Raw genomic sequence first — 22607 nt, forward strand, 5'->3', positions numbered from 1 at the left:
CGGAGAACTAATGTTTGATTAATTACAAAAGTATCGGTGAGGCATCGAATCTTCATTTTTTTCCAAACTCTTGATAGTGCTTCGCTGTTGTGTACTACGTCTGTTTTAGCAATATTTTCTCCTTTCGTGTTTTGTTGCTATTGGTGTTGATTTGCCAAATTAAGCCAATAAAATACCCAATTATAGGTGAAATTCCATATCCCATAATCATAACCGGGAAATGTCCAACGAATGTGGTAAGTAATAATACTAAGAAATATATGCCCAGAGAAATGGATAATTTATCTTTTATTGAATAATAATGTATAAATGGGATTATTAATACAAGCAATGAAATCATTGATGCGAAAAATAAAGTCATTGAAATTTCTTTAGTTAAATTAGTGATGTTTTCTACGAATCTGACTGCTTCTAGGCTGTCTAAGTTGTACCAAGAGTAGCCAATCATGAGCAAAAGGAAGAGTGAAAATGATGTGCTGATAAGTTTGCTTTTATGTTTTCTAAACAATAAGACGTAAATTGCAATAGAAAATGCTGATACCAATGATGCGTCTGGTTGTAATATGAAAATAATTATTGTTATGATGCTAAATGTAATAGCAATGATATGGTTGGGGATTCTTGAAATTTGTATTAAAATTAAAGGTGAAACTATTAGTCCTATGTTCATTTGCAATGAATTGAATTTTATCCAACGATGCACATGCATAATTCCGTCGTCGTAAAAAGTACCTAACAGTAAAATTATTGAAACAATCAAGACAGTAATCGGATTAATGTTATTTAGTCGAATTGGATTCCTTGAAAATAATAGAGCGATGAAGGTGCCAAGGAAAACAAAAGTTAAGTTTAATAACCAAATATTAGTTGGTGCATCAAAATATATCATTGTATAGACTCCAAAAAATGTTGCCGGTAAGGCAGCAAAAGGTATAAAATTATTGAATGATACTCTACTACCTGTTTTTTTCATTAAATTTGTTATTTGACATCTAACATTTGAGGTAAAGCATAACGGAAATCTTTCATCGGTAGGTAAGAGGCAGCGTGAAACCAATACTTAAACACTTTACCCTCTTTTACCAACTTATCTAAATATTTCGTTTTATAATCCGGTATTCTTGTCCAAAGCGTATGGTGATGAGCACGTTCTATGATTGACAATGTATCTATCTGTAAATACGCAAGATGCTCCAGCGTATTTAGCACCGCATTTTTCCCTTTTCCAAAAGGCGATGTTTTTAGTAATCCCTGACTTTCTAATGTGATGCGTTGTAATTGTTTAAGGTCAATATTCTCTCTGTATTTGTTTCAAGTTTATCCTGAAATAGAACTACCTATAATTCTAAAATCGTTCGCATTCCTTGTTGGGTTAAAATGGCTGCGCCTGTTACACAATTCCTTTATTCAAGTTAGTTTTTCGGTATTTAGTCCTAGTTTCTCTTGAAATAATAATTTAAAGTGTTGAATTACAATTGTCTAAAGACTTTTTTTTAATAATTTAACGAATGTTAGAACGACAGGAGATACAACTAGAACTATTTATTAAGTAGATTTTATCCATTTTAATCAAGGTAATTGCATAAAACTTGCTCCAATAACTTTCAGTGTGTCGTCAAAGCGTTTCCAGACTCTAAAATATCTAAACTTTCCTTCTAATGGTGTTCCCATCATTTTTCCTTTCGCGGTCATTGTGACGATCGAAAGTGCGGTGTCGCCCGTTATTTTAATGTTGTCAATTTCTGTTGAAGCATCTTCAATTATCATCGTTTTCGCTTTATGCGAGTTCAAGTCCATTTCTTTAGTTACAATTTGTCCTGTCGGTGCAACTGCAACTAAATCATCGTGCAATAGTTGGTCAAGAATGTCCACATTGCTTACAAGTTGAGCCGAAAAAAGTTTGTTTTCCGCTTCAACAACATTTTCTCTGGTAATTTTTGTTTTGTCCATGTCCTGATTTATTTGTCTATTTCGTTCGTCAATCGTTACAGTAGTATTAGATGTTTAACTGTTCATGATAGTTTTTTCTAAAAGTCAGTGGATAGTCTACTTTGACTTTACGATTGTCGTGATTGTTCGGTCGTCTCACATGCCACTAAGGTGATTCAGCTTGGCGAAGTGGTGGATTTTCAGCACAAATGTTCATTAAAAGCACTAAACTTGAACCTTACACTCAACTGTCATATAAGTACTTAACCTGCCATTGAGCCAAACGCCATTGAGCTGTAGGCTATTCTTGCAAATTTCCCTATTTTATTATGGTTGGTGGCAAGCTACTTGCTTGAAGGTGATTCCATATAGGTGTATCGTTCACAGAAATTCTTTTTGCTTGAGATAGATGCTCCAAAAACTCAATTTCCAAAGTGTCCGATAAATGAGTATTCCAATGAATAACAATTTTGGATTTATTATTGATCACGTTTAAATTAGTTTCTAGTAACAATAAATATAGTTCAGAATTAGGTCGTTTTATTATTTTGGCATTCGAACTTATTTCATTTCCATTGTACTTTATGTGTTCAAATGAAATATTTTCTTCCGGAAAATGTAACCCATGACTAGGGTTCAATAAATCATTGCCATTAGAATCTTTTACTGACAAAGAAATTGTAGTTAGCGGAGTTCCTTCTGATAAAACAGGTTCATTGTCATCTTTTGAACAAGAAGTGAAATTTAAGCAGAGTAAACTTAGGTATGCTATAATGGTAGTTGGGTTTTTCATATAAAGTTTATTTCGTTATTTAATGTTTTTGACAGCTTATGTATAGTATAAGAATAATATCGAAGGTAGTTTTATTCGGTTTAGGTTAGCTCATGGAAATCATCAAAGTTGGTTGTTCACCAATCTCTACTTTTCGAAAGTTCACGAAAGCTGAACATTCAAAAATCGCTTCCAATAGTTCTGGAGCATTCTGTTTCAAAAGTTTTCCTTTATGAATTTCGATTAGGGTTGGTTCAGTTGAAAGTTCGTCTACACAATCAATCCAAGCATTCATGTTCTCACCATAATAGTCAGGGAAGTTCATCTCCGATTTGAATTCAGAATGGAATGTTTTCCAGTTCTTGATCTTGTTGCCTTGTATTCGATATATTTTCATTATAGTTACATTGGTGGTACATGACGTTTTCGGGCTTTGCATTCGGGCGGATTTCTAAGCACTTCACTGTCAATACACCATCCCGAAAGCTTTCGGGATTGATGCGAGGTATGATGTTCAATTAACCTCTTCATCCGTCATTGAGCCAAACGCCTGTTGCACCGGTTTTCTTCCATTAGTTATTGACTTCCAGTTAGCTCTGTTATAGTTGTTTCTATTTTTTGAATGTATTCGTTAATTTCGTTTTCGTATTTGTCTGTGTCTTCGTCAATCGCCTTATAGATTAATTCATAACTTTTAATTCTAAGTTCGCAATACTCTTTCAGTTTGCTATTTCTTGCTCTAATTGGTAATGGCAAGTCAAGGTCTTTAAAACTGTCTATGAGTTTTATGTTCTCATTCCAATAATAAAGTCCCCTGTCTTTAATTTCTGAAAGCAATTCTTCATTTGGTGTTCCTTCGCGTAGGTTGTAAATTTCTAAAGCCATTGCTTCCATAGAAACAAATCGCTCCATTTCTTTTTCATATTGTCCAATGTCATTTGGTAAAGATTTGTAAACCGTGAAAGAAGAAATTAATAAAGCAATAGTCAATGCCCCAATAGTCGAGAACTTGACTGCTTTATTCTCAAACTGTTTCAAACTCGGGATAAAAGCATAGCCAATAACAAGTCCGCTTAAAAGTCCACCAATATGTGCTGCATTGTCAATTCCGCTATTAGGTTTGAGTCCATTTAATATGTTGTAACCTACGAAAACCGCAATACTTGTCAGTAGTGCCTTTTTTACTGATTTGTCAAGCAAGTTAGTTGTCAATAGTGCAAGAAAAACGCCATACATACCGAATATAGCTCCTGAAGCTCCTGCGCTTATAGTTAAGCCGTACCACCATAAGCTTGTCATACTTGCTGCAATCCCCGAAATTAAATATGCAGCCAAAAATCTTGTCTTTCCAAGATATGGTTCTAATAAAAGTCCAATGTATAATAGCGCATACATATTTAAGAGCAAATGCAAAATCCCGATATGCAAGAAACAAGCTGTAAATAATCTCCACCATTGTCCTTCTAAAGTCCTTGGTCGGAAATTAGCCCCCCAGTTTAACAAGTCTTGGTTTTCCGGTAATAGTATATGCACACCCGAAATCAACATTACAATAAATACAAGAAGATTTATGTTTATAAGAATTGGTGATACGAAATATCCTTCTGTCGGTTTGAATATTGAAAAGAAGTCTGTTATTTTTTCTTTTGTCGTTGAAGGAGGCTTGCTTAAAATATCATCTTCCTTTGAAGCGTAACCTTGTCGCAAATCTTCAATTTTCGCTTCTATTTCTTCTTGAGTTATCATGCTCTTAACTTCTTCAATCTTCGAAAGAAGTACTTCAACATTTTTCTTGTTCTTACCCCAATCTACTAATTGACTTTCAGTACATTCACTTTTTATGTTTGCTACATTATTGTCCATTTTGATTGTAACTTCTTCGCTCCAGGAACTCCAAGAGAATTTTGTATATGCTATAAAGCCAGTCTCGCTTACAAAACTTACATCCCAGTCAAGTTTAAAAGCGGCTTCAATTGCTAAAACTAAAAAATGTTCCTTGTTTAGGTTGTCAAGTTGGTAGTCTTGAATGTATTTAGGTGAAAAACCAAATGCCATATTTCTGTCTGTTATTAGTTATTGTCGTTTTTAAAATAGGCTCTAACGTTTTTCAGCTACCCGAAGGTGGCGATTTCGGAATCCGCCGCGGCGGATCAATCAAGTATAACTTGTCCCGTTAGCGGGAAACTTTGATAGAAGCACAACCTGTCCCGTCCATGCGGGAAAGCTTGACCTTCCTACCGCAGATTTAACCACTGAACCGCCGCTTTTGCCAAACCCGTTACAAGGCATCTTTTCTCTTTTCGTACAGTTCAATGGCCTTCAGGTAGTTTATTGCTCCATTCATTGTCAGGTCATGAATAAACCCATCGAGTTCTGGGTGGTTCTTTATCGTCCAGTTAACCAAGGAATCTCTTTCTGTTTGCCAGATATTCCAATCAGCATTTAAACATTCCAGAGATTCAAGCTTCATTATTTTATCAAAATTAAATGAGATTTTAAATTTACATGTCAGAGGGTTGTTTTTTAGAAATTCGTAGCGTTTGGAACTTGATGCCACTGTTGCAATTACCTGGTTATTTTGGGTTTTTAGTTCGACAATTTCATAAGTTGACTGAAATATGGAATCCCACTTGAATTGTTCGTAAAAACTTTCCTGAGAATATGGCATTATATACTCACCTTCTATAATCGTAATACTATCGGCTATTACACTGATTATTCGTTTAAAGTCCGAAGAGTTGAACCCGTCATAATATTCAGTTACCAACTCGCTTTGACTTAATGTTTCGTCCTTACAACTTATGAAAAGACTGAGAGAGAATAATAGAATAAAATACTTTTTCATATCGATGTGGTTATGCCCTGTAACGTGATTCAGCTTGGAGACGGCGGGCATTCGGAGACGTTCTCTTCCAACTTACTCTTTACTTCTTAAAGGTACTGATTTTCATTTTTACTCGGTTCCTCCCGCTGTATCCAAGGTGATGTTGCACTAAACCTCCGGTAGTTTCAAGAGCAGCCAAGAAGAGGTGACTTTTTAGCTCATTCATAAACTCTTATTAATCATGAAAAAAAAGAAAACCTCCCCCAGAGCGCTTGTTCCAAGATAGCGGGATTTGCTGAACTACTGGCCAAGTTTGAACAGAAAGTTGTAGTCGCCTGAAAAAGCAAAAGTATCTTATCCAACTATGCCAGACATCTGGCTAAACTGGCTATCCATTTCAATGAATCTGGAGTTTACCCGAAGGTTTTCGGTGCCTATATTGCCAAAAGGACTGGTCAGAATCCGTCACTTGGAGATATTGGGAAGTTCGGCCAAGAGCCTGACGGTTCCATTGATCCATCGGGAGCTTGGGATACCTGTTCCGAAACCAGAATCCGGAGTGATGGAAGTCTACAATCCAAGGTACTGCCCCTACTGTCAAAAGGAAAGCATGGTCAGCATCCAACGGATTCCCAAATTCGGTCCTCCGAGGGTGAAATTTTCATCACTACCCACCCAATTCTAACACCCGATTTTTATCGGGCTGGCGGAGCTATGCCCTAGCCACAAAAAAGCCCTTCCAAAACGGGGCTGGAAGAGCTGAAAAAGCAATTTCAGAATGATTTTTTGAAGAGCACTATCGATTTTTTAGTGACTTTTTCAGCTTTAGGCATACAAATAACCCTAAAATCCTGACTCAATCCCCATAAGAACCTCACCGGTTCTCCCGTTACGCTTTAATCTTAGAATACGGGACAGGCAGTGCAACAGATGTTTCATGCTTGGCTTAGCAAGTCGCACGAAAACCTAGTTGTTATATGCCGTTTTTCTTTCGTCTAAATAGCTTTGGCAATTGTTTTTGTGATGCATTTTCTACAATTTCTACTATTCGTTTTTGTTTTGTGGTCTCAGTTTTTGCAAGGGCTATCCATTGCAATAGGATTTTTTTATTGCTTTTACTCAATGAAGAAAAATAGTCTTTGGAACCGTCAAATTTTATAAACTCGTTCTCTAATTCTACTGGAACAATAAGTGCTTCAACGGTGTCTAAAATGGTCCATGAGCCGTTTTTTTTGGCAATTTCTATAACTTCAAAGCCGGCTTGGGTCATTTGATTAGTTGAAGTCAATCTTTCAATTTTTTCTTTATTGATTTTACTCCAGGTACTATTCGGTTTTCGTTTGCAGAAATAATGTCTATGACTTTCGGTATCTAAGGTTTCAGCTTTGCTGTCGATCCAACCAAAGCATAAGGCCTCGTCAACAGCATCACTCCAGGAAATTGTTGGCTTGGTTGACTTCTTATTATAAAAAACCAACCAAACAGCATCTTTGCGAATATGATTTTTCTCTAACCACTTTCGCCAATGCTGTTTGGTCTCAGGATAGAATTGTTCTATTTCTAGCTCACTCATTTTTTACGTATTGCATGCAAAATTAAGCAAGATCCTAACATACCAACCAATTGAAATCCACCAACTAATAAGCCATAGGACATTGGGTGTGGGATATTTGGGTTAATGGCAATGTCAAATGTATTGGCAACCAAAAATCCCAAACCTATTACCAGGGCAAATTCAATGGCTGCCTTCCTTGTGTTGATATTTAGCGCCACCATTAATAAAGCTGTTGTAATTATCGTTGGTAGAATTGTCAAAGGTGGTCCATAAAAATAAATTGGGTCTGGATTGGCAGGCATCAAACCTAATTTGTCTAATGTGCCGGCGTATTGGTTTGGAAATAATACCGTGAACCATAGCCAACCGAGAAAAGAATAAAATACCAAAGAGAGAAATACACCCAACCAACTGATTTTAGAAATTTTTTGTAGCATAACTTTTTGTTTTGATTAATAATGCCACAAAATTAGATTGAGCCCTTGACAACAGTATGTCAAGGGTATTTAATGGTCGTGATATTTTTCAAAAAATTCTTGTAGCGTCATTTTGTGTGGGGTGAATTTCTCCTGTTGAATTTGTAATTTTTGAATTCTGTCCAACCTAAAATATCTAAATTCTTTTCTTAGACGACAATAGGCAACCATCAACCAGCCTTCCAATATGCTTAGGAGGGCAAAAGGCTCAACAACTCTTTCACTCAGCTTATTTTCGGCACTGATGTAGTCTAATTTTACAAGATAAAAATTGGTGATTGCGTTTTGTAAAGAAGATAAAATATTACTGTTGATTTCATAATTTTCAAGCTTTGCAAATTTGGTTCTCAACGAAAGTAGATTGGCTTTGTCTTTTTCACTTTGCCTTAAAACCGCCTTTATCTTGTCGATGGCTTCGGCATAATCATTAATTAAGGAGCTGTCTCTGCTTTTTAAAACTAATTGTTCTGCAAGAATTAATGCGTTTGCTTGGTTTTCGCTGAACATAATAGGTGGAATTTTGTAGCCTTCCATCAGCGTATAGCCTTTGCCATCTTCTGTCAAAATAGGCACACCTGCTTGTTCCAATGCTTTTAAATCTCTGTAAATTGTCCTGGTGCTAACGCCAAATTTTTCTGCAAGTTTAGTAGATGTTACAAGTCGTCTTGTTTGTAACTGTGTTAAGATTGCTACAAGTCTGGAAAGTCTTTTTGTATCGTTATCGTTCATCCTTCAAATGTCAGAAAATTTTATTAAGTGTAGATCCAGTGTAGATTGGGGGGAGGAATATGTCCTTGTCCGGGTAGATCTCTGGATTCTGAACAAGTACAAAAGCTTCAAAGGAAGCAAGGTCAAAGCAATTAAGTGGCTTAGGCAAGTTACGGCTTCATTTCCAAACCTGTTCTATGATTGGGTGGGGTATAAGTTAGTCTAATAGACTAAAACCGACTGCATAATAAGAGCCGTATGAAATGCCACAGCATTCGTGAATAATAGGATATAATCTCTCATGAACAATCGAGAGGTTCACTGCCTGTCCCGATAGCAAAGCGTGTCGGGATGCGGTTCTGTGAGAGGTTTAGGGGTGGAATTCCCCTTTACCTACTCGACTGTAAACTGTCTTCCATTTGATACCACCAATATTCATTGCTTATTTTTCCTCTTAGCTCCTCAAAAAGTGGGGTAAATAATTTAAAGTCATACTTGTCAGTTGGATTGGAATCATTAAAATAACAATGTGCAGGTTTGTGTACGTCAGTAACAAGACAAACTAATGAGCCATTTCTGATAAAGTTTTTGTAAATCAATGTTTGTCTATCGAACGAATCTAATTTCTTTAGTCGTTGTAAATCATATTCAAATACAGAATAATTGTCTGCCCAAAAATATTGGCTTATTCTTTTTAAACTAGGGTGAATTTCCTTTTTTAGTTTGCCGTCCCAATAAACTTTTTCCTTTGAAACTGCTATTTTCGAATTCCAAAGCTTAGTTTCTAAAGAAGTATTTCTATCAGGATGTAAATTATTCCATTCATTTCTATAGGTCTCATCAAAAAACAACTCTAAGTAATCTTCTCTAATCTTTTTCCCACCAGGTCCAAAATAATAATGATTCTTATCTTTTGCGTAAAATCTTCCAATGGGTTCGAATGAATCAAAATCTATTTGAGTTTTTACTTTTGTTAAAAAAAGTTTTGTTGAATTACTTTTTTCAATTAGTGTGAAGCCATAAAGTTCATCCTTATTTCTAATAAAAGTGGGGGTTAGCCATTCACAATCGCTTTCATCAAAAAAGATAGGATTCCCTTTGCTATCATTTATAAACCAATTTAATTTAGTTTGAGTTTTATAATCTAAAAAATAATTTTCAACTAGGCGGTTATTTTTTATAATGATAGTATATATTATTTCAAGTTCTCTACATTTAAATGCATTTTTTTGTAATAGATTTTGAGATATTTTCATTTCTTTATTAGGTTCACTATCAGTTTAATCATCAAATCCCTTTGCTCAGGTAAACTTTGCGCTACTGCCAATGCAAGAGTAACCAATGTATTTTCATTTATTTTTTTTCATCTGGAGCATTAACCACAACGTTTTTCGGCTTGGCGAAGAAGCGGATTTCGAAGCACTAAACTGTCAATCCACCATCCCGAAAGCTTTCGGGATTGATACGAGGTAGAATGTTCAATTAACCGTTGAACCCGCTTTTTTGCCAAACGGCTGTATGTGCCCAGCATGGGCATCTGGTATCGAAGATATCAAATTATTCCAGAGGGTGAAATGCGAAGCATTCACGAACACCAATGAAAAACAATTGCTTCGTGAATAAAGTCCCTTATGTGCGGGGGTAACGCCCCGAAGCATTAGCAAGTCGTCCCGACTGGTCGGGATTGTGAGACATGCACTGAAGGAAGCAAGACTGCAAACCCCGGTTCCAACGAATACGCCCAAGCACGGGAGTGCGAAGGGGGCGCACGTAGTGCTGGATACGGAGGCCTGGATCGGATTAGGGGCCAGGCAGCAGGAAGCAGGCAGAAAGGATATGAATCGATGCTTTCATACTACCTCAAATCACAACCTACAATCCAGTGAACTATGATTGAGCTTAAAGAAATGATTTGCCGCGGCGAATCATTTTAGCGAAGGGCCGGAATGCAGGGCAGAGTACGAGACCCGTACTGCCTGTCCCGCCTAAGCGGGATACGGTGGTGTGAGAGGCTGCCTATCCGATTGAGCGTAGTTTTAATTATTATTCCATTAATTTCTGATAAAACATATCCCTGATCTCTGAATTTGATATTTTCTCAAGTTCACACAGCATTTCTTCGGTATTGGACACTTCTTTTTCATTAAGGTTGCTCAATAGTTGCATAAATTTTTCTTTACCTAAGAACTCCTCCAATTGATATAATAAGTATGGGCCTTTAATGTATAAGAGATCACTCCAGTTTTTACCAAAGCGGTCAGATTTTAGTAAAGCGGGTAATTTTTGGGATACTTTTCCAAGGTAGCTTATTTCTTGTTGAAATTTCTCGAGTCCTTCTGTGTGCCTGACATACAAAAGCTCTGAATATTGTGCATAGGATTCGTTAAGCCACTTTTCCATGGTAAAATCATTGCCTCTGTTCCACCAAAAGTGAGATATTTCATGAGCAAGGGTGTGAATATGATCATGATTATTGGTAAACATGATCAGTCTGTCGTTGGTAAGGTTTCGAATTGTCCGGAAAATGGAATCCGGCATAGGCCTATACAGAACTGAAAAACTGTTTACCTTCTTTTTTCCTCCAATTGTACTATTGAAGAACTTTAATATTTCTAAATTTTTATATCCTAAATAATTGACCACACTATCCGGTTTATTAGATATAATGTTAACTGTGTAACCGTCCTCTGTGAACTGATTAAAATTGATTTTGCTACCTGCCACTATTGAAGCAAAGTAATTAGCGGAAGGTGCCTTAACATTTAAAGGAGAGGTCATTTGTTGATTTTTCGCATCTACAAATTTATAATCCGGATCATCCACCTTAGCTATAATTTCATAGTCAAAAGTATGATGGTCCGTAAACGCAGGTAATATCATAAAATCAGGATCGATATCTATCCATTTATATGTCTGCCCCCAAAAGCCTTTCGAGGATGTGCCGGAATAGGATAAGGTAAATCTAATTTTTTGACCTTTCTCTAATTGTTCTTTAAAATCAACTGTAAGAATGCCAAATGGGATTTGTGCATTATCCTTGTTAAAAGAATAACCTTTAATGCCTTCACCATGCAGTTCATCGACTTCAACATCATTTGTGAGATAAAAAGAAATCTCTGAAATTCCATCTTCTATAGCAACATATTCATATTTCAAATTGGACTTTACGTGGCTTTCAGCTACACCTAAATATAAATTGCCTTTTACTGTAGTAGGTTCATTTATCGACTGACAATACCCATCAAATACAGAGAAAACCAACAGGGGGAACAAAAAAAGTAGAAGCCCCTTCTTCATTTTATTTTCCAAGTTTCTCGAGTGTTTCATTATAGTGTTCTATGAGTTCTTTTTCAATATTCATAACATCCTGCCACACTTCCAGCTTATTAAGCACTTCAACTGTTTTAATCTGATTATCTAACAGGGTTAAATTATCAAGAATCAACCGTTGAGCGTATAATTTATAGTCATCCTGATGGCTATAGGATTGGGAGATTGTATGGATAATGTGGAAATCTAATCCTGAAAGAGAATTGGTCATAATTCCAGATTGATGTACAGCATTTTCTAGCTTGGGGATTTTCAAGCCTTCCCAGTCAGGAATTAAGGTCCAATGTCCCATTTTCCAAAAGGCCCCTTCTAAAATATCCCTGTCTAATTCCTTTTTAATTTGTCTTGTAGATTGTAGTATGTCTTTTTGATAGGTCAATGCCTCTTCTAGTTTCACTTTATTTGCCTGTATTTCAAGCTTTAGGTTCTCTATATACTCATTTTGCTCTACTCGCCTCATTCGGTTTTCATTCCAGTTACTGGCAAGAATACCCACATAGACTCCCAGTACAACAGGAATAAATTGGTTCAATTGGTTTAAAAAAAAGTTCTTTCCTTTCATAGTCCTTCGTAAATTACGATCAACGTTTTTGGCTTGGCGCAGTCGGGGGTACCACCAAACTTGCTGCGAAGCCGAAAACTCGAATATACGAAAAAGAACCAAGAGTGTTGGAGATATACAATTCAAGGTATTGTGCTTGCTGTGGCAAAGAATCCATCATCAGCATACAGCGGATTCCAAAACTAGGACCACCAAAAAGCAACTACCTTCCCAAGCAAGTTACTTTTTAAATCCAAGAATGGTTGGGCTGGGATAGCCCCTAACCATAAAAAATCCCCTCCAAAACAGGGCTGGAAGGGGATATGAATTATAGAAAATCAAACTTTTGAAAAAAAGGGAAGCTAACATCCCATTTTTAAATCAACTTTATTTACTAAAAAGACCAAAATCCTGACTCAATCCCCATAAGAACCTCTCCGGTTCCCCCGAAAGAATCGGGGCAGGCAGTGCAACAGCGGTTTCATTGCTTCGTGCTCAGCACGCAACGAAAACCTAGTTGTTAGTAGCTGGGGGATTTCAATACTTGTTGGGTCATTGGTTCAATTAAATTTCATTGTTATTTTATCGTATAACTCACATTTCGCCCGCTTCCTTGTTTTTCAATCAATCCTTTTTTGAGCAACTCTGACAAAATGCGTTTTACGGTTGGTGCAGGTATCGCCAACTTTTCGGCAATTTTTCCCGACTGGATGTTCGGACGGTTTTGAATAATAGTATAAATTGATTTTTCTTTGGGCGAAAGCTGTGTTTCCAAACCGCTTTTTTGCAATTTAGCCAGCAGTTGCGATTGGATATTAGACAAGCAATTCAAAAAGAACAGTATCCAAACGGTTACATCTTCGTTTGGGCGTTGCGCCTGACAACTTCTAAGCACTTGATAATATTCGTTTTTTCGATTTTCTATTTCGTGTTCAAAACTCACGTATTGTATCCATTTATATCCGTTTTTGAGCAGCAACAGCGTTGAAATCAAACGGCTTAACCTGCCGTTTCCGTCTTGGAATGGGTGAACGCTCAAAAAATCATAGACAAAAGATGCTACTTTGATTAACGTGTGTACTTCCGTTTCGGAATTATACCACTTGAGCAACTGCCTTATGGCGTCTTCGGTGGCAAATCCCGCTTCGGTGGTTTGAAAAATGATTTGTCGTGTGCCGTCAGGAAATGATGCTTCAACTGCGTTATTATGCACCTTATAATTGCCTTTATGCCATTTGTCTTTGGCACTGTATTTCATCAAACTATTGTGTAAACTTCTGATATGGCTTTCGGTAACGCTGATGTTTTCATAAGATTCCGAAATCAAGTCCAATACTTCAAAATATCCGACTACTTCCTGCGAATCTCTGTCATTAAGCTTGGTAATATCAATTTTTTGAAGCAACACATCAACTTCTTCATCACTCATCCTGTTGCCTTCAATACGGTTTGAAGCCCCTACGCTTCGCACGGTAGCAATGCTCTTCAACTCTTTGAGGCTTTGTCCTTCTTTGCGTTCAATAGCTGTCCAATTTGCATCAAAACGGTCTATTTCGCTGATTAAGTTAATCAGTTTCCAATCAATATCCAGTTTGAAATTATATACTATGTTGTTCATTTCGATACGATTTGATACGCAAAGATACGATTATGATTTGAAACTGTAAGTATAAGTTGATACGATTTGATACGTTTAGATTTGATTATGATACGAAAAATGTCATTGTTTTCAGTCGTTCGGTTGTAGTGTTGTGGGTTCGTCACGCCTTGCTACTAACGTTTTCGGGCTTTGCGTAGTGGCGGGAATCGAAGCACAAAAATGTCAATACACCATCCCGAAAGCTTTCGGGATTGATGCGAGGTAGAATGTTCAATTAACCACGTCACCCGCCATTGAGCCAAACGCCTGTTTGCCAGTGCTTTTTTGTCCACTCACTTAGTTTTAATTTTGTTTTTGTCTGCCCGTTAATTTTAATGTATTCTTCTTTATATGGAATGTCCGATTTTAGTACAATCCATCCAAATCCAATTTTTCTATCTTGTCTAATTTTATATTCTTTATACATAGGAAGTTGTCCTATAATTTCTATGTTAATTACATTGTTTTTAATCATTGCTGAAAATCCACCAATTTGTGGTTGGTCAACCCAATTTTCTTTAATAACTGATTTGCTAAAATCAATTTCGTTTACTCGTTTAACATAAACTTCTGCGGATTTGAAATCATCTAATGTTGGTTTTGTCGGTTTGTCAATTGTGGTTATTGCAATGTAATTAGTTCCCGTTTCTGTTTGCTGTTCATCTGTCATAACAAATGCGCCACCATAATTTCCGTTATCCATCAAATAAGTTAAACAATCACCTTTTTGATAAATTGAATTATAAAATCTTTTTTTAGTTCGTTTTTTCGGTTTTTCTTTTTCTGTTTGAAGCTTTAACAAAAACTTACTTAAAGCTTTTTCTCTCGCTTTTAAATCAGCAGGTGTTGCATCTAATTCTTTCCAAATTCTTATGTCTTCACCGCTAATGATAAAATGCTCAACCTTTGAAAAAATTTCGATGTCAAGTGCTTTACATTCCCATTGTCCATTAGCAATAGCAAACCAAAAATTTGGTGCATCTTCTTCAAGATTTATTGTTTCTTGGTTTTCGTCAATTAGTCTCTTCGTGATTTCGGGAACGGATAGACCTTCGTTGTACAAGTCAATAAATTGCTCGTATATGTCAGCGTAAGTGTCGTTTGAACTAATTCCTGTTCCCCAAGTACCCATTGTTTTCTCTTTATTTAATTTTTATAATGTGTCGTCTGTTAGCATTTGCTATAACGTTTTGCAGCTACCCGAAGGTGGCGATTTCGAAGTCCGCCGCGGCGGATCAACCAAGCACAAACTTTGATAGAAGCACAAAGCTTGATTTAACCACTGAACCGCCACTTTTGGGTAGGTGTTGTTGGCTGCTGTGCTTCTTCTTTTCATCCTGTTTTCAGTTTTTTAAATATATTTAGTCTGTTTAAAATGAGTTTTAATTTTCAAATTGATGCGGTGGATTTGTAAAAAACATTTTCAGGTAAATAGCAACTCCAAAAGCAACGAGAACCAAACCGATGATGTTTGTGATTGTTGTAAAAAAACCAATAAACAAAACTAACATTCCTGTGAGCAACATTCGTTCTGAATAACGAACAAGTTCCATTGCCGATAAACTTTCAATGTTGCGTGAATATTTGTAAAGTTCTTTGTCAATATGAATTTGAGCAATTACAATCCAAACAATAGCAATTTTCATAATCAGTAAACCCATAACATTTATTAATGGGTGGTGAAACTTGTCAAGTGGCAAAAACACATAATAAAATTCAGGTGTAAGTGAATAAATCACAGTCATTACACCGAATGCTGAAAAAATAAGCCAAAATAATAAACTCACTCTTTTAAGGCGGTTGTGGTCCAATATTTTTTCTGTGTCGGCAGATGTTTCGGTAATGCTTGTGACTTTTCTGAATTGCTTCCAAAACACAATGAGCCAAGTTGCAACAAGCATAAAGGCTGGTAAATACATTTGTAAAGTTGGGTCTGTCATAATTTTATTTTTTAAGGTAAAACAATCAATGGGGTTTGCCCTTCAAATACTAATTCGTTTATTAAAAATCTTCTGAACAGTTGGTCAGTCAAAAGGCGTGAGCCTTTTTGAACAATCAGCATTTCTTCTTCTCTATTGTTTATTACTTTTTTGATGTCTGAAAATGGATTGTTTCCTTCGTAAATAGAAAATGATGTGTTGTATCTGTCTGAAAACATTTCTTTTAATTCTTTAAGGTGCTTTTCAATCCCTTTAGTTTTTTCATTGGGCTTTGCCAAATAGAAAAAGGTAATTGTAGTGGTTTTATTGTCAATGAAATTCAGAAACTTGTTTAGTTCCAAAACATTCAATGGATGCTTTTCTGTTACTGCCACATAAATTTTTTCGTGCGAAAAAGTTTCAATCTCTTTAGGCATTGCAACAATACAATTTTTTGTGTTATCAATAACTTGAAGTGCTACGCTTCCAAGAAATAGCTTTTTGAGTAAGCCCGTTCCTTTAATTCCTGCAAAAATTAAATTGTCATAGTGTTCTTCCAAAAGTTTTGATTGAGTGAGTTGTAAATTATTTTCTGAAACATTGAATGAAACTTGAATAGTTGGCGGAATAAGTTCCTTAGCTAACACCCTTAATTTTTGTAATGCTTCTTCATTAGTGTGTATCGCAATTTGTTGTCTGCTTTCATTGTCTGTGAGTGCAGGAGCTAACACAATTGACTGATGCACTAATAGCAATTCAGCGTTTACTTGTTTGCTCCAATCACAAGCATACTTTATCAAGTTGCGTGAATACTCCGAAAAGTCAATAAGTATGATAAACCGTTTTTTCATTTTATTAAGTTTTTGGCTTGTAAAGACTGTCATTTACTTTTGTGAAATCTTCCTTACTATCGGCAAGCACCATTAATATATCTTTTGCATCAATTATAGTTGAGCCACCGGGGCGAATAAATTCTCCATTTCGCTTAATCATAATAATAAAGGCAGATTTAGGGAAATTCAAATCAACAATTCTTTTGCCTACTGCGTGAAAGTCGGGCAAAATTTCAAATTCTTGTAATGATGATTTTGGAAGTTCTAAAACAAGTTGGTCTAATTCAGTGATTTTTTTAGCTTTTTCGGGTAATGCCACATTGAGCCACTTTGCTACAATTGATAATGTTGTTCCTTGAATGAGAACCGAAGTAACCGAAATAAAAAATACGATATTGAAAATCATATTGGCTTTATCAATACCTGCCAAAAGCGGATAAGTTGCAAACACAATGGGGACAGCACCCCGTAAACCAACCCAAGAAATGTAAAATCGTCTTCTCAGTTTCATTTTGAAAAACACCAAACTGAGAAAAACACTTACAGGACGAGCAACAATAATCAAAAACAAAGAAATGAGAAGTCCGATACCCATATAAGGGAAAACTTGCGAAGGAAAAACAAGCAAACCTAAAGTTAAGAACAGAACAATTTGCATCAACCAAGCCAAACCATCATACATTTTAAGAATGGTTTTCTTATGTATCAAGTCTTGGTTTCCCAAATAAACGGCACAAATGTAAATTGCAAGAAAGCCATTGCCACCAACAAAGTCGGTTGCAGAAAATGTAATGAACATCAAGGCAATAACCAAAACAGGATAAAGTCCTTCAAAGTCAAGTTTGATTTTGTTAATAATGAGTTTGCTAAGTTTTCCAAATGCAAAACCTGCAATTCCACCTAAAATCATTTGTTGAAGAAACAAAGGAACAATTGAAGCTAAACTTTGGTCTTGATTGATTACCAAAGTCAAAAAAGCAATGGTCAGCACATACGCCATTGGGTCGTTACTTCCACTTTCCAATTCTAATGTTGGTCTTAAATTGGTTTTTAATGCAAGGTTTTTTGAGCGTAGAATTGAAAATACGGCTGCTGCATCAGTTGATGAAACGATTGAACCCAAGAGCATACTTTCATAAATAGTAAAGTCGGTTACAAACCACACAAATGTCCCAAGCGATAAAGCAGTTAATAAAACCCCTAAAGTTGACAATACAAGTCCTTCTCTTAAAATAGGCTTTACCGAAGTCCAATTGGTGTCAAGACCGCCTGAAAACAAAATAAAATTAAGTGAAACAATGCCAATGAATTGTGCAATTTGTGGGTTGTTGAACTGAATACCGCCAATACCGTCAGAACCTGCCAACATTCCGATTGCCAAAAACAGTAAAAGTGTCGGAACGCCAAATTTATAAGAAGTCTTACCTACAATAATGCTTACAAAAAGTAATAGAGAGCCAACTAATAATATATTTTCGATTGTTAAATTCATTCTTTTTTATCTCTTAAATCTGTCTGCACAAAGTTACTTTTTATACTCGGTTTAGTTGTCAAATTGTCTTGTTGTTTTTCTGTCCTGTCGAACCGAAAATTGTCCGTTTGCACGATGTTGTTTCGGGGTCTGTTAGCATTGCAGCCAACTTATTTATTGTCGCCATAAAATGGCGTTTATCTCCAGATTCTGGGCGGCTAAACGCCATAACGAATTGTTTTTTATGGCGATTATTTTTCTATAGGTCATCGAAAGGTGATTTGACCTTTTGCAATGAATGTGTCGACACATGGGTATATATCTCTGTGGTCTTACTGCTCTTGTGACCTAGCAATTCCTGAATATAGCGGAGATCTGTACCGTTTTCTAGCAAATGGGTAGCATAAGAATGCCTCAACCAATGTAGCGTGGGCTTCTTCTTCATTCCCACTTTTTTTATAGCCTGGTTAAGTACATTCTCTAGACTCTTACCTGAATAGGCTTGGCCTGCTTTTGTGCCTTCAAATAAATAAGTAAGTGGTTTCTCAAGTTTGTAATACTCTCTGAGCATTTCAATCACCTTCACACTTATCGGTAGTACCCGGTCTTTTCCCCCTTTTCCATGATTCACCCGTAGCAGCCCCCGCTTGGAATCCACATCTGTCAGTCTGAGATTTAATAATTCGCTCCGCCTCAGTCCACAAGCATAAATGAGGCTCAGCATGGTCCGGTGTTTTACATTTTTGTGGACTTGGAGTATTTCTTTCACTTCTTCTTTGCTGAGTACATGGGGAAGCTGTTTGGGTCTTTTAGGCCTTTCGATCTCGATAGGTTCAAGTTTGCGTTTTTGTTTGGTTGAAAAATACAGCTTCACCGCATTGATCACCTGAGATTGAAAGCTAACTGAGTATTTTCTCCTGAGAATATAATTTTGGTGGAAATTTCCCAAATCCTCTGAGCTGATTTCTTCAGGCTTTTTGTTATCTATATATCGGAAAAATAGGCTAAGGCTCTGGCTATATGTTTTTACTGTGGATTCGGCATAGCGCCTATTCTGCATCCACTCTACAAATTTTCTGACTTCTTGTTCTATATCAGGAGCCAGTTCCGGAAGAGTTGTAGGCAATTGTTCTGCTTTTATTTTATTGAAATCTGAATAATCTATCCAAGCCTTTCCACTGAATAAGGAGAGAAGTTCATCCAGAATATTATCCGAATAGGGAAACAGCCAAGCTCTTCGTTCAGAATTCCACTTTGCATTGGGGAGGCTTTTTACTAACAGTATAAGCTCTTGGTCAAAATCGAATTTGAGCATAACCACGGCTTTCTTCTTCCATAGTGTAGATGTGACAAAAATTGTTTTCATAGTAAAAAAATATACTTAGGAAGTTAAGAAATATTTCGGGAATGCTTAATCTCTTGTTTCATTTATTGTAAAGCCTTGGGATGGCTGGGTGTCAGCCTCTAATACAATGCGCGCAAACAATTTCATTCTTTTCCCATGTTGTTTGAACCTGAATGGCCGAAATCGGGTTTTCCACACCAAACCCTTCTATTTCATGGCAAGATCAGCTGAGCGTAAAGTCACCATGGGGCAGGTCTTTAAGACCATTATATGGCCCCGGAGAAAGCATTTGTTTTTAGGACTATTCTTGATCATTATTTCCCGTCTCGCCAGTCTGGTACTGCCTGGAGCCAGTAAGATCCTGATAGACGACGTAATTCCCTCCAATGATCTGACCATGCTTAAGTGGCTGATCGGAGGTGTGGTGCTGGCGATTGTGGTGCAGGCATCCACTTCCTATGCACTGACCCAGATCCTCAGTGTGGAAGCCCAAAATCTGATTTCCAAGCTCCGATCCCAGGTTCAGGCGCATATTATCAAGCTTCCCATCCGCTTCTTTGACAATGCAAAAACGGGTGAACTGGTGTCCAGGATTATGACTGATGTGGAAGGAGTCCGGAATCTCGTCGGAACAGGATTTGCCCAAATGATAGGAGGGATTTTGACTGCCATCGTTTCCCTTTTCCTGTTGATCAGCATCAGTCCAATGATGACGCTGTATGTGCTGCTGCCTGTGGTGATATTTGGATTGGTTTCCCTGAAAGCCTTTAGTAAAATCAGGCCGATTTTCCGTGAGCGCGGCAAAATCAACGCACAGGTCACAGGAAGATTGACGGAGACTCTGGGAGGAATCCGGGTGATCAAGGGCTTCAATGCAGAGCAGCAGGAGATTAATACCTTTGCCCAAGGCGTGGACGAACTGTTCAAAAATGTGAAAGCAAGTCTTACTGCCACGAGTTTTGTGACTTCTATGGGTGCTTTGCTGCTGGGCTTGGCATCAGCCGGAATTATGGGAATAGGGGGGTATATGATTATGCAAGGGGAGATGACCTTTGGGGATTTTTTGGCTTTTACACTCTACTTGGGATTTATGATTGCTCCGATCGTGCAGATGTCCAATATTGGCAGTCAGCTTACGGAAGCTTTCGCGGGACTGGACCGTACGGAGGAAATAATGAATACACCCTTGGAAGCGGATGACCGTACCAGAACACTGGCATTAGCCGATTTTAGTGGCGACATCAGATTTGACAAGGTGTCATTCGCTTATGAGCAAGGCAAGGAAGTAATCAAGGCAGTAAGTTTCCATGCTCCGGCGGGTTCTGTGACTGCCTTGGTAGGGACCTCCGGTTCCGGTAAAACGACTATTGCCGGACTTGCGGCTACGTTTTTGAACCCGGATTCCGGAAGGATTTCATTGGATGGACACGATCTGCAGACGGTAACCTTAGACTCTTTTCGGGCCAGGCTAGGCGTAGTGCTTCAGGATGATTTTCTATTTGAAGGCACGATCAAAGAGAATATCCTTTTTCCAAGACCCGATGCAAGCAGGGAAGATCTGCAGAAAGCAGTAGTGGCCGCACATGTGCAGGAATTTACGGATCGCTTTGAGGATGGCCTGGATACCTTGATAGGCGAGAGAGGAGTGAAGCTCTCCGGTGGACAGAGGCAGCGTATAGCGATTGCGAGAGCCATTCTGGCTGACCCCAAAATCCTGATTTTGGATGAGGCTACTTCCAATTTGGATACCGAATCCGAAACCTTGATTCAGGCGAGCTTGAAGGAACTGATGAAAGGGAGAACCACGTTTGTAATTGCCCACCGACTGAGTACAATACGTCAGGCAGACCAAATCCTGGTTGTGGAAAAGGGCCATATCGTAGAGCAGGGTCAGCATGACGAACTTATTGCGCTGCAGGGAAGGTACTATCAGTTGTATACTTTCCAGGCGAGGATTTAAAAAAGACGGAAGACGGAAGACGGGAGACGGAAGACGGGATGGAAGTATCAGTCACCCGCCGCGGCGGGGAGTCGAAGCGAAGTAGTATGGAGCGTTGGATGTCGGGTGTCGGATGCTTGGAGACGGAAGAACTGAAGTCTGATAATTCTGCTAAGAAGGAGTAAAATCCTTTTTAAATTGAGATCCGAAAGGTAGAATAGGAGAGACTGATGATAAGAAGGGAAGATCACCTAACATCCAACACCCGGCATCCTACATTTTTCTAATCATCTCCACCACCTGGGCGATACGCTCTGCCTGATAGAAATTCTTATGGGCAACTTCATGCTCGATTGTCTCATGCTCCCAAGTGATATGGAAAGGAATATGGATGGCATGTCCGCCAAGTTCCAATACCGGCAATACATCTGATTTCAGACTGTTTCCCATCATTAGAAACTCCTCCGGGGTGACATCGAGATGCCGGACAAGCTTCGCAAAATCTTCTACTCTTTTTTCACTCATAATCTCAATGTGGTGGAAATAATGATCCAAACCTGATTTCTTGAGTTTTCTCTCCTGATCTACCAGATCTCCTTTGGTGGCCATGACCAGGCGATAGCCGCCGTGTAATTCTGCCAAGACTTCTTCTACGCCGGGGAGGATCTCCACCGGCTTTTGCATCATATCATAGCCGATCTCCAGAATTCTGTCGATAAGCTTCACGGGGATTTTATGTCCGGAAATGCGGAGGGCTGTCTGGATCATGGATAGCATAAAGCCCTTAATCCCATAGCCATACAGACCGAGATTTTCTATTTCTGTGCGGTAGAGTTCTTTAATACTGCTGTGCCTAGGCATGAAATCCTCCATCAGACTTCCAAATTCCTCCTCTGCTTCGCGAAAAAAGGGTTCATTTACCCATAAGGTATCATCGGCATCAAAAGCTATTACTTTGATCATTTTCTTTGAATTGTAAAATTGAACTATTGTAAAATTTGAAGATTCCGGAGTTGTAAAGTTAAGGACAGTTTTCGTCATTGCGAGGCACGAAGCAATCCCTTTGATTCAGGATTTTTCAAACCGTCATTGCGAGGCACGAAGCAATCCGGTTTAGCAAGTATAGATTGCTTCGTCGTTCCTCCTACCGATGACGTATTATATAATAGGCTGATATTCAACAAGTTGATACCCAAAGTTTTTTGCTGTTTTGGTAAGCCATCTTTCTTGGTTCAATTTCATCTTTTCTTCATATGCTTTTATTCCTCTTTCGGTATAATCCAGTCCTTTCACCATTAATCTCCAATAAAGCACTGCAAGCTTTCT

Annotated in this window: 22 protein-coding genes; 2 read left to right on the forward strand and 20 right to left on the reverse strand. The window is 37.8% G+C overall.

What is annotated here, in order from left to right; genetic code table 11:
- Positions 1 to 94 precede the first annotated feature (94 nt).
- From J2X69_RS09995 to J2X69_RS10020, 7 genes are all read right to left on the reverse strand, one after another.
- Positions 95 to 973, reverse strand: coding sequence for a hypothetical protein (locus J2X69_RS09995; RefSeq protein WP_310102388.1), 879 nt, complete (start codon positions 971 to 973; stop codon positions 95 to 97).
- Between the two features lie 8 nt (positions 974 to 981).
- The gene (locus J2X69_RS24845) at positions 982 to 1209 is read right to left on the reverse strand and encodes a DNA glycosylase AlkZ-like family protein (protein WP_409014413.1); all 228 of its coding nucleotides are present in this window, start codon (positions 1207 to 1209) and stop codon (positions 982 to 984) included.
- 360 nt (positions 1210 to 1569) lie between these two features.
- A complete protein-coding gene (locus J2X69_RS10000) occupies positions 1570 to 1950 on the reverse strand; it encodes a nuclear transport factor 2 family protein (protein ID WP_310102390.1) in 381 nt (126 codons plus the stop codon).
- 298 nt (positions 1951 to 2248) lie between these two features.
- Positions 2249 to 2722, reverse strand: coding sequence for a hypothetical protein (locus tag J2X69_RS10005; protein ID WP_310102395.1), 474 nt, complete (start codon positions 2720 to 2722; stop codon positions 2249 to 2251).
- 85 nt (positions 2723 to 2807) lie between these two features.
- Positions 2808 to 3098 (reverse strand): barstar family protein, encoded by a 291-nt coding sequence (locus J2X69_RS10010; protein ID WP_310102400.1) that lies wholly within the window; start codon positions 3096 to 3098, stop codon positions 2808 to 2810.
- 179 nt (positions 3099 to 3277) lie between these two features.
- Positions 3278 to 4756: a rhomboid family intramembrane serine protease gene (locus J2X69_RS10015; protein ID WP_310102404.1), complete on the reverse strand. Its 1479-nt coding sequence runs from the start codon at positions 4754 to 4756 to the stop codon at positions 3278 to 3280.
- A 223-nt stretch (positions 4757 to 4979) separates the two neighbouring features.
- Positions 4980 to 5546: a hypothetical protein gene (locus J2X69_RS10020; RefSeq protein ID WP_310102408.1), complete on the reverse strand. Its 567-nt coding sequence runs from the start codon at positions 5544 to 5546 to the stop codon at positions 4980 to 4982.
- Between the two features lie 343 nt (positions 5547 to 5889).
- Between J2X69_RS10020 and J2X69_RS10025 the strand changes: the two genes are divergently transcribed.
- Positions 5890 to 6210 carry a hypothetical protein gene (locus J2X69_RS10025; protein WP_310102411.1) on the forward strand — a complete coding sequence of 107 codons (321 nt, stop codon included), beginning with the start codon at positions 5890 to 5892 and terminating at the stop codon, positions 6208 to 6210.
- A 288-nt stretch (positions 6211 to 6498) separates the two neighbouring features.
- Here the strand turns inward: J2X69_RS10025 and J2X69_RS10030 are convergent, their stop codons facing one another.
- The 12 genes from J2X69_RS10030 to xerA all read right to left on the reverse strand — a co-directional run bounded on the left by J2X69_RS10030 (position 6499) and on the right by xerA (position 19363).
- Positions 6499 to 7098 (reverse strand): YdeI/OmpD-associated family protein, encoded by a 600-nt coding sequence (locus J2X69_RS10030; protein WP_310102413.1) that lies wholly within the window; start codon positions 7096 to 7098, stop codon positions 6499 to 6501.
- The gene (locus J2X69_RS10035; protein ID WP_310102416.1) at positions 7095 to 7517 is read right to left on the reverse strand and encodes a DUF1761 domain-containing protein; all 423 of its coding nucleotides are present in this window, start codon (positions 7515 to 7517) and stop codon (positions 7095 to 7097) included. Before J2X69_RS10035 ends, J2X69_RS10030 begins: the two co-directional genes overlap by 4 nt.
- A 69-nt stretch (positions 7518 to 7586) precedes the next feature.
- Complete coding sequence (locus J2X69_RS10040; RefSeq protein WP_310102420.1) at positions 7587 to 8285, reverse strand: YafY family protein; 699 nt, start codon at positions 8283 to 8285, stop codon at positions 7587 to 7589.
- Between the two features lie 368 nt (positions 8286 to 8653).
- Positions 8654 to 9520, reverse strand: coding sequence for a hypothetical protein (locus J2X69_RS10045; RefSeq protein ID WP_310102423.1), 867 nt, complete (start codon positions 9518 to 9520; stop codon positions 8654 to 8656).
- Between the two features lie 787 nt (positions 9521 to 10307).
- A complete protein-coding gene (locus tag J2X69_RS10050) occupies positions 10308 to 11561 on the reverse strand; it encodes a M1 family aminopeptidase (RefSeq protein ID WP_310102426.1) in 1254 nt (417 codons plus the stop codon).
- Between the two features lies 1 nt (position 11562).
- Entirely contained in the window at positions 11563 to 12156 is a 594-nt protein-coding gene (locus J2X69_RS10055; RefSeq protein WP_310102429.1) for a DUF6090 family protein, read from the reverse strand.
- 556 nt (positions 12157 to 12712) lie between these two features.
- Entirely contained in the window at positions 12713 to 13753 is a 1041-nt protein-coding gene (locus tag J2X69_RS10060) for a Fic family protein (RefSeq protein ID WP_310102432.1), read from the reverse strand.
- A gap of 265 nt (positions 13754 to 14018) precedes the next feature.
- Positions 14019 to 14906 (reverse strand): hypothetical protein, encoded by an 888-nt coding sequence (locus tag J2X69_RS10065; RefSeq protein ID WP_310102435.1) that lies wholly within the window; start codon positions 14904 to 14906, stop codon positions 14019 to 14021.
- A 250-nt stretch (positions 14907 to 15156) separates the two neighbouring features.
- Positions 15157 to 15714 carry a hypothetical protein gene (locus J2X69_RS10070; RefSeq protein ID WP_310102439.1) on the reverse strand — a complete coding sequence of 186 codons (558 nt, stop codon included), beginning with the start codon at positions 15712 to 15714 and terminating at the stop codon, positions 15157 to 15159.
- An 11-nt stretch (positions 15715 to 15725) separates the two neighbouring features.
- Positions 15726 to 16544, reverse strand: a complete 819-nt coding sequence (locus J2X69_RS10075) for a universal stress protein (protein WP_310102442.1) — start codon at positions 16542 to 16544, stop codon at positions 15726 to 15728.
- Between the two features lie 4 nt (positions 16545 to 16548).
- Entirely contained in the window at positions 16549 to 18018 is a 1470-nt protein-coding gene (locus J2X69_RS10080; RefSeq protein ID WP_310102445.1) for a potassium/proton antiporter, read from the reverse strand.
- Between the two features lie 238 nt (positions 18019 to 18256).
- Positions 18257 to 19363, reverse strand: a complete 1107-nt coding sequence (gene xerA / locus J2X69_RS10085) for a site-specific tyrosine recombinase/integron integrase (RefSeq protein ID WP_310102448.1) — start codon at positions 19361 to 19363, stop codon at positions 18257 to 18259.
- Between the two features lie 193 nt (positions 19364 to 19556).
- Between xerA and J2X69_RS10090 the strand changes: the two genes are divergently transcribed.
- Positions 19557 to 21302 (forward strand): ABC transporter ATP-binding protein, encoded by a 1746-nt coding sequence (locus J2X69_RS10090; RefSeq protein WP_310102451.1) that lies wholly within the window; start codon positions 19557 to 19559, stop codon positions 21300 to 21302.
- Positions 21303 to 21554: 252 nt separating this feature from the next.
- Here the strand turns inward: J2X69_RS10090 and J2X69_RS10095 are convergent, their stop codons facing one another.
- Positions 21555 to 22244, reverse strand: a complete 690-nt coding sequence (locus J2X69_RS10095; protein WP_310102453.1) for an HAD family hydrolase — start codon at positions 22242 to 22244, stop codon at positions 21555 to 21557.
- Positions 22245 to 22607 lie beyond the last annotated feature (363 nt).

This window comes from Algoriphagus sp. 4150, assembly GCF_031457395.1.
Lineage (GTDB): Bacteria > Bacteroidota > Bacteroidia > Cytophagales > Cyclobacteriaceae > Algoriphagus.

What these genes read in the sequence shown, in the direction of transcription:
- J2X69_RS10035 (WP_310102416.1), bottom strand. Translation starts at nt 7,517, where the DNA reads ATGCTACAAAAAATTTCTAAAATCAGTTGGTTGGGTGTATTTCTCTCT.
- J2X69_RS10045 (WP_310102423.1), bottom strand. Translation starts at nt 9,520, where the DNA reads ATGAAAATATCTCAAAATCTATTACAAAAAAATGCATTTAAATGTAGA.
- J2X69_RS10065 (WP_310102435.1), bottom strand. Translation starts at nt 14,906, where the DNA reads ATGGGTACTTGGGGAACAGGAATTAGTTCAAACGACACTTACGCTGAC.
- J2X69_RS10070 (WP_310102439.1), bottom strand. Translation starts at nt 15,714, where the DNA reads ATGACAGACCCAACTTTACAAATGTATTTACCAGCCTTTATGCTTGTT.
- J2X69_RS10005 (WP_310102395.1), bottom strand. Translation starts at nt 2,722, where the DNA reads ATGAAAAACCCAACTACCATTATAGCATACCTAAGTTTACTCTGCTTA.
- J2X69_RS10020 (WP_310102408.1), bottom strand. Translation starts at nt 5,546, where the DNA reads ATGAAAAAGTATTTTATTCTATTATTCTCTCTCAGTCTTTTCATAAGT.
- xerA (WP_310102448.1), bottom strand. Translation starts at nt 19,363, where the DNA reads ATGAAAACAATTTTTGTCACATCTACACTATGGAAGAAGAAAGCCGTG.
- J2X69_RS10060 (WP_310102432.1), bottom strand. Translation starts at nt 13,753, where the DNA reads ATGAACAACATAGTATATAATTTCAAACTGGATATTGATTGGAAACTG.
- J2X69_RS10055 (WP_310102429.1), bottom strand. Translation starts at nt 12,156, where the DNA reads ATGAAAGGAAAGAACTTTTTTTTAAACCAATTGAACCAATTTATTCCT.
- J2X69_RS10000 (WP_310102390.1), bottom strand. Translation starts at nt 1,950, where the DNA reads ATGGACAAAACAAAAATTACCAGAGAAAATGTTGTTGAAGCGGAAAAC.
- J2X69_RS10015 (WP_310102404.1), bottom strand. Translation starts at nt 4,756, where the DNA reads ATGGCATTTGGTTTTTCACCTAAATACATTCAAGACTACCAACTTGAC.
- J2X69_RS10075 (WP_310102442.1), bottom strand. Translation starts at nt 16,544, where the DNA reads ATGAAAAAACGGTTTATCATACTTATTGACTTTTCGGAGTATTCACGC.
- J2X69_RS10010 (WP_310102400.1), bottom strand. Translation starts at nt 3,098, where the DNA reads ATGAAAATATATCGAATACAAGGCAACAAGATCAAGAACTGGAAAACA.
- J2X69_RS10050 (WP_310102426.1), bottom strand. Translation starts at nt 11,561, where the DNA reads ATGAAGAAGGGGCTTCTACTTTTTTTGTTCCCCCTGTTGGTTTTCTCT.
- J2X69_RS10095 (WP_310102453.1), bottom strand. Translation starts at nt 22,244, where the DNA reads ATGATCAAAGTAATAGCTTTTGATGCCGATGATACCTTATGGGTAAAT.
- J2X69_RS10040 (WP_310102420.1), bottom strand. Translation starts at nt 8,285, where the DNA reads ATGAACGATAACGATACAAAAAGACTTTCCAGACTTGTAGCAATCTTA.
- J2X69_RS09995 (WP_310102388.1), bottom strand. Translation starts at nt 973, where the DNA reads ATGAAAAAAACAGGTAGTAGAGTATCATTCAATAATTTTATACCTTTT.
- J2X69_RS10080 (WP_310102445.1), bottom strand. Translation starts at nt 18,018, where the DNA reads ATGAATTTAACAATCGAAAATATATTATTAGTTGGCTCTCTATTACTT.
- J2X69_RS10025 (WP_310102411.1), top strand. Translation starts at nt 5,890, where the DNA reads ATGCCAGACATCTGGCTAAACTGGCTATCCATTTCAATGAATCTGGAG.
- J2X69_RS10030 (WP_310102413.1), bottom strand. Translation starts at nt 7,098, where the DNA reads ATGAGTGAGCTAGAAATAGAACAATTCTATCCTGAGACCAAACAGCAT.
- J2X69_RS10090 (WP_310102451.1), top strand. Translation starts at nt 19,557, where the DNA reads ATGGCAAGATCAGCTGAGCGTAAAGTCACCATGGGGCAGGTCTTTAAG.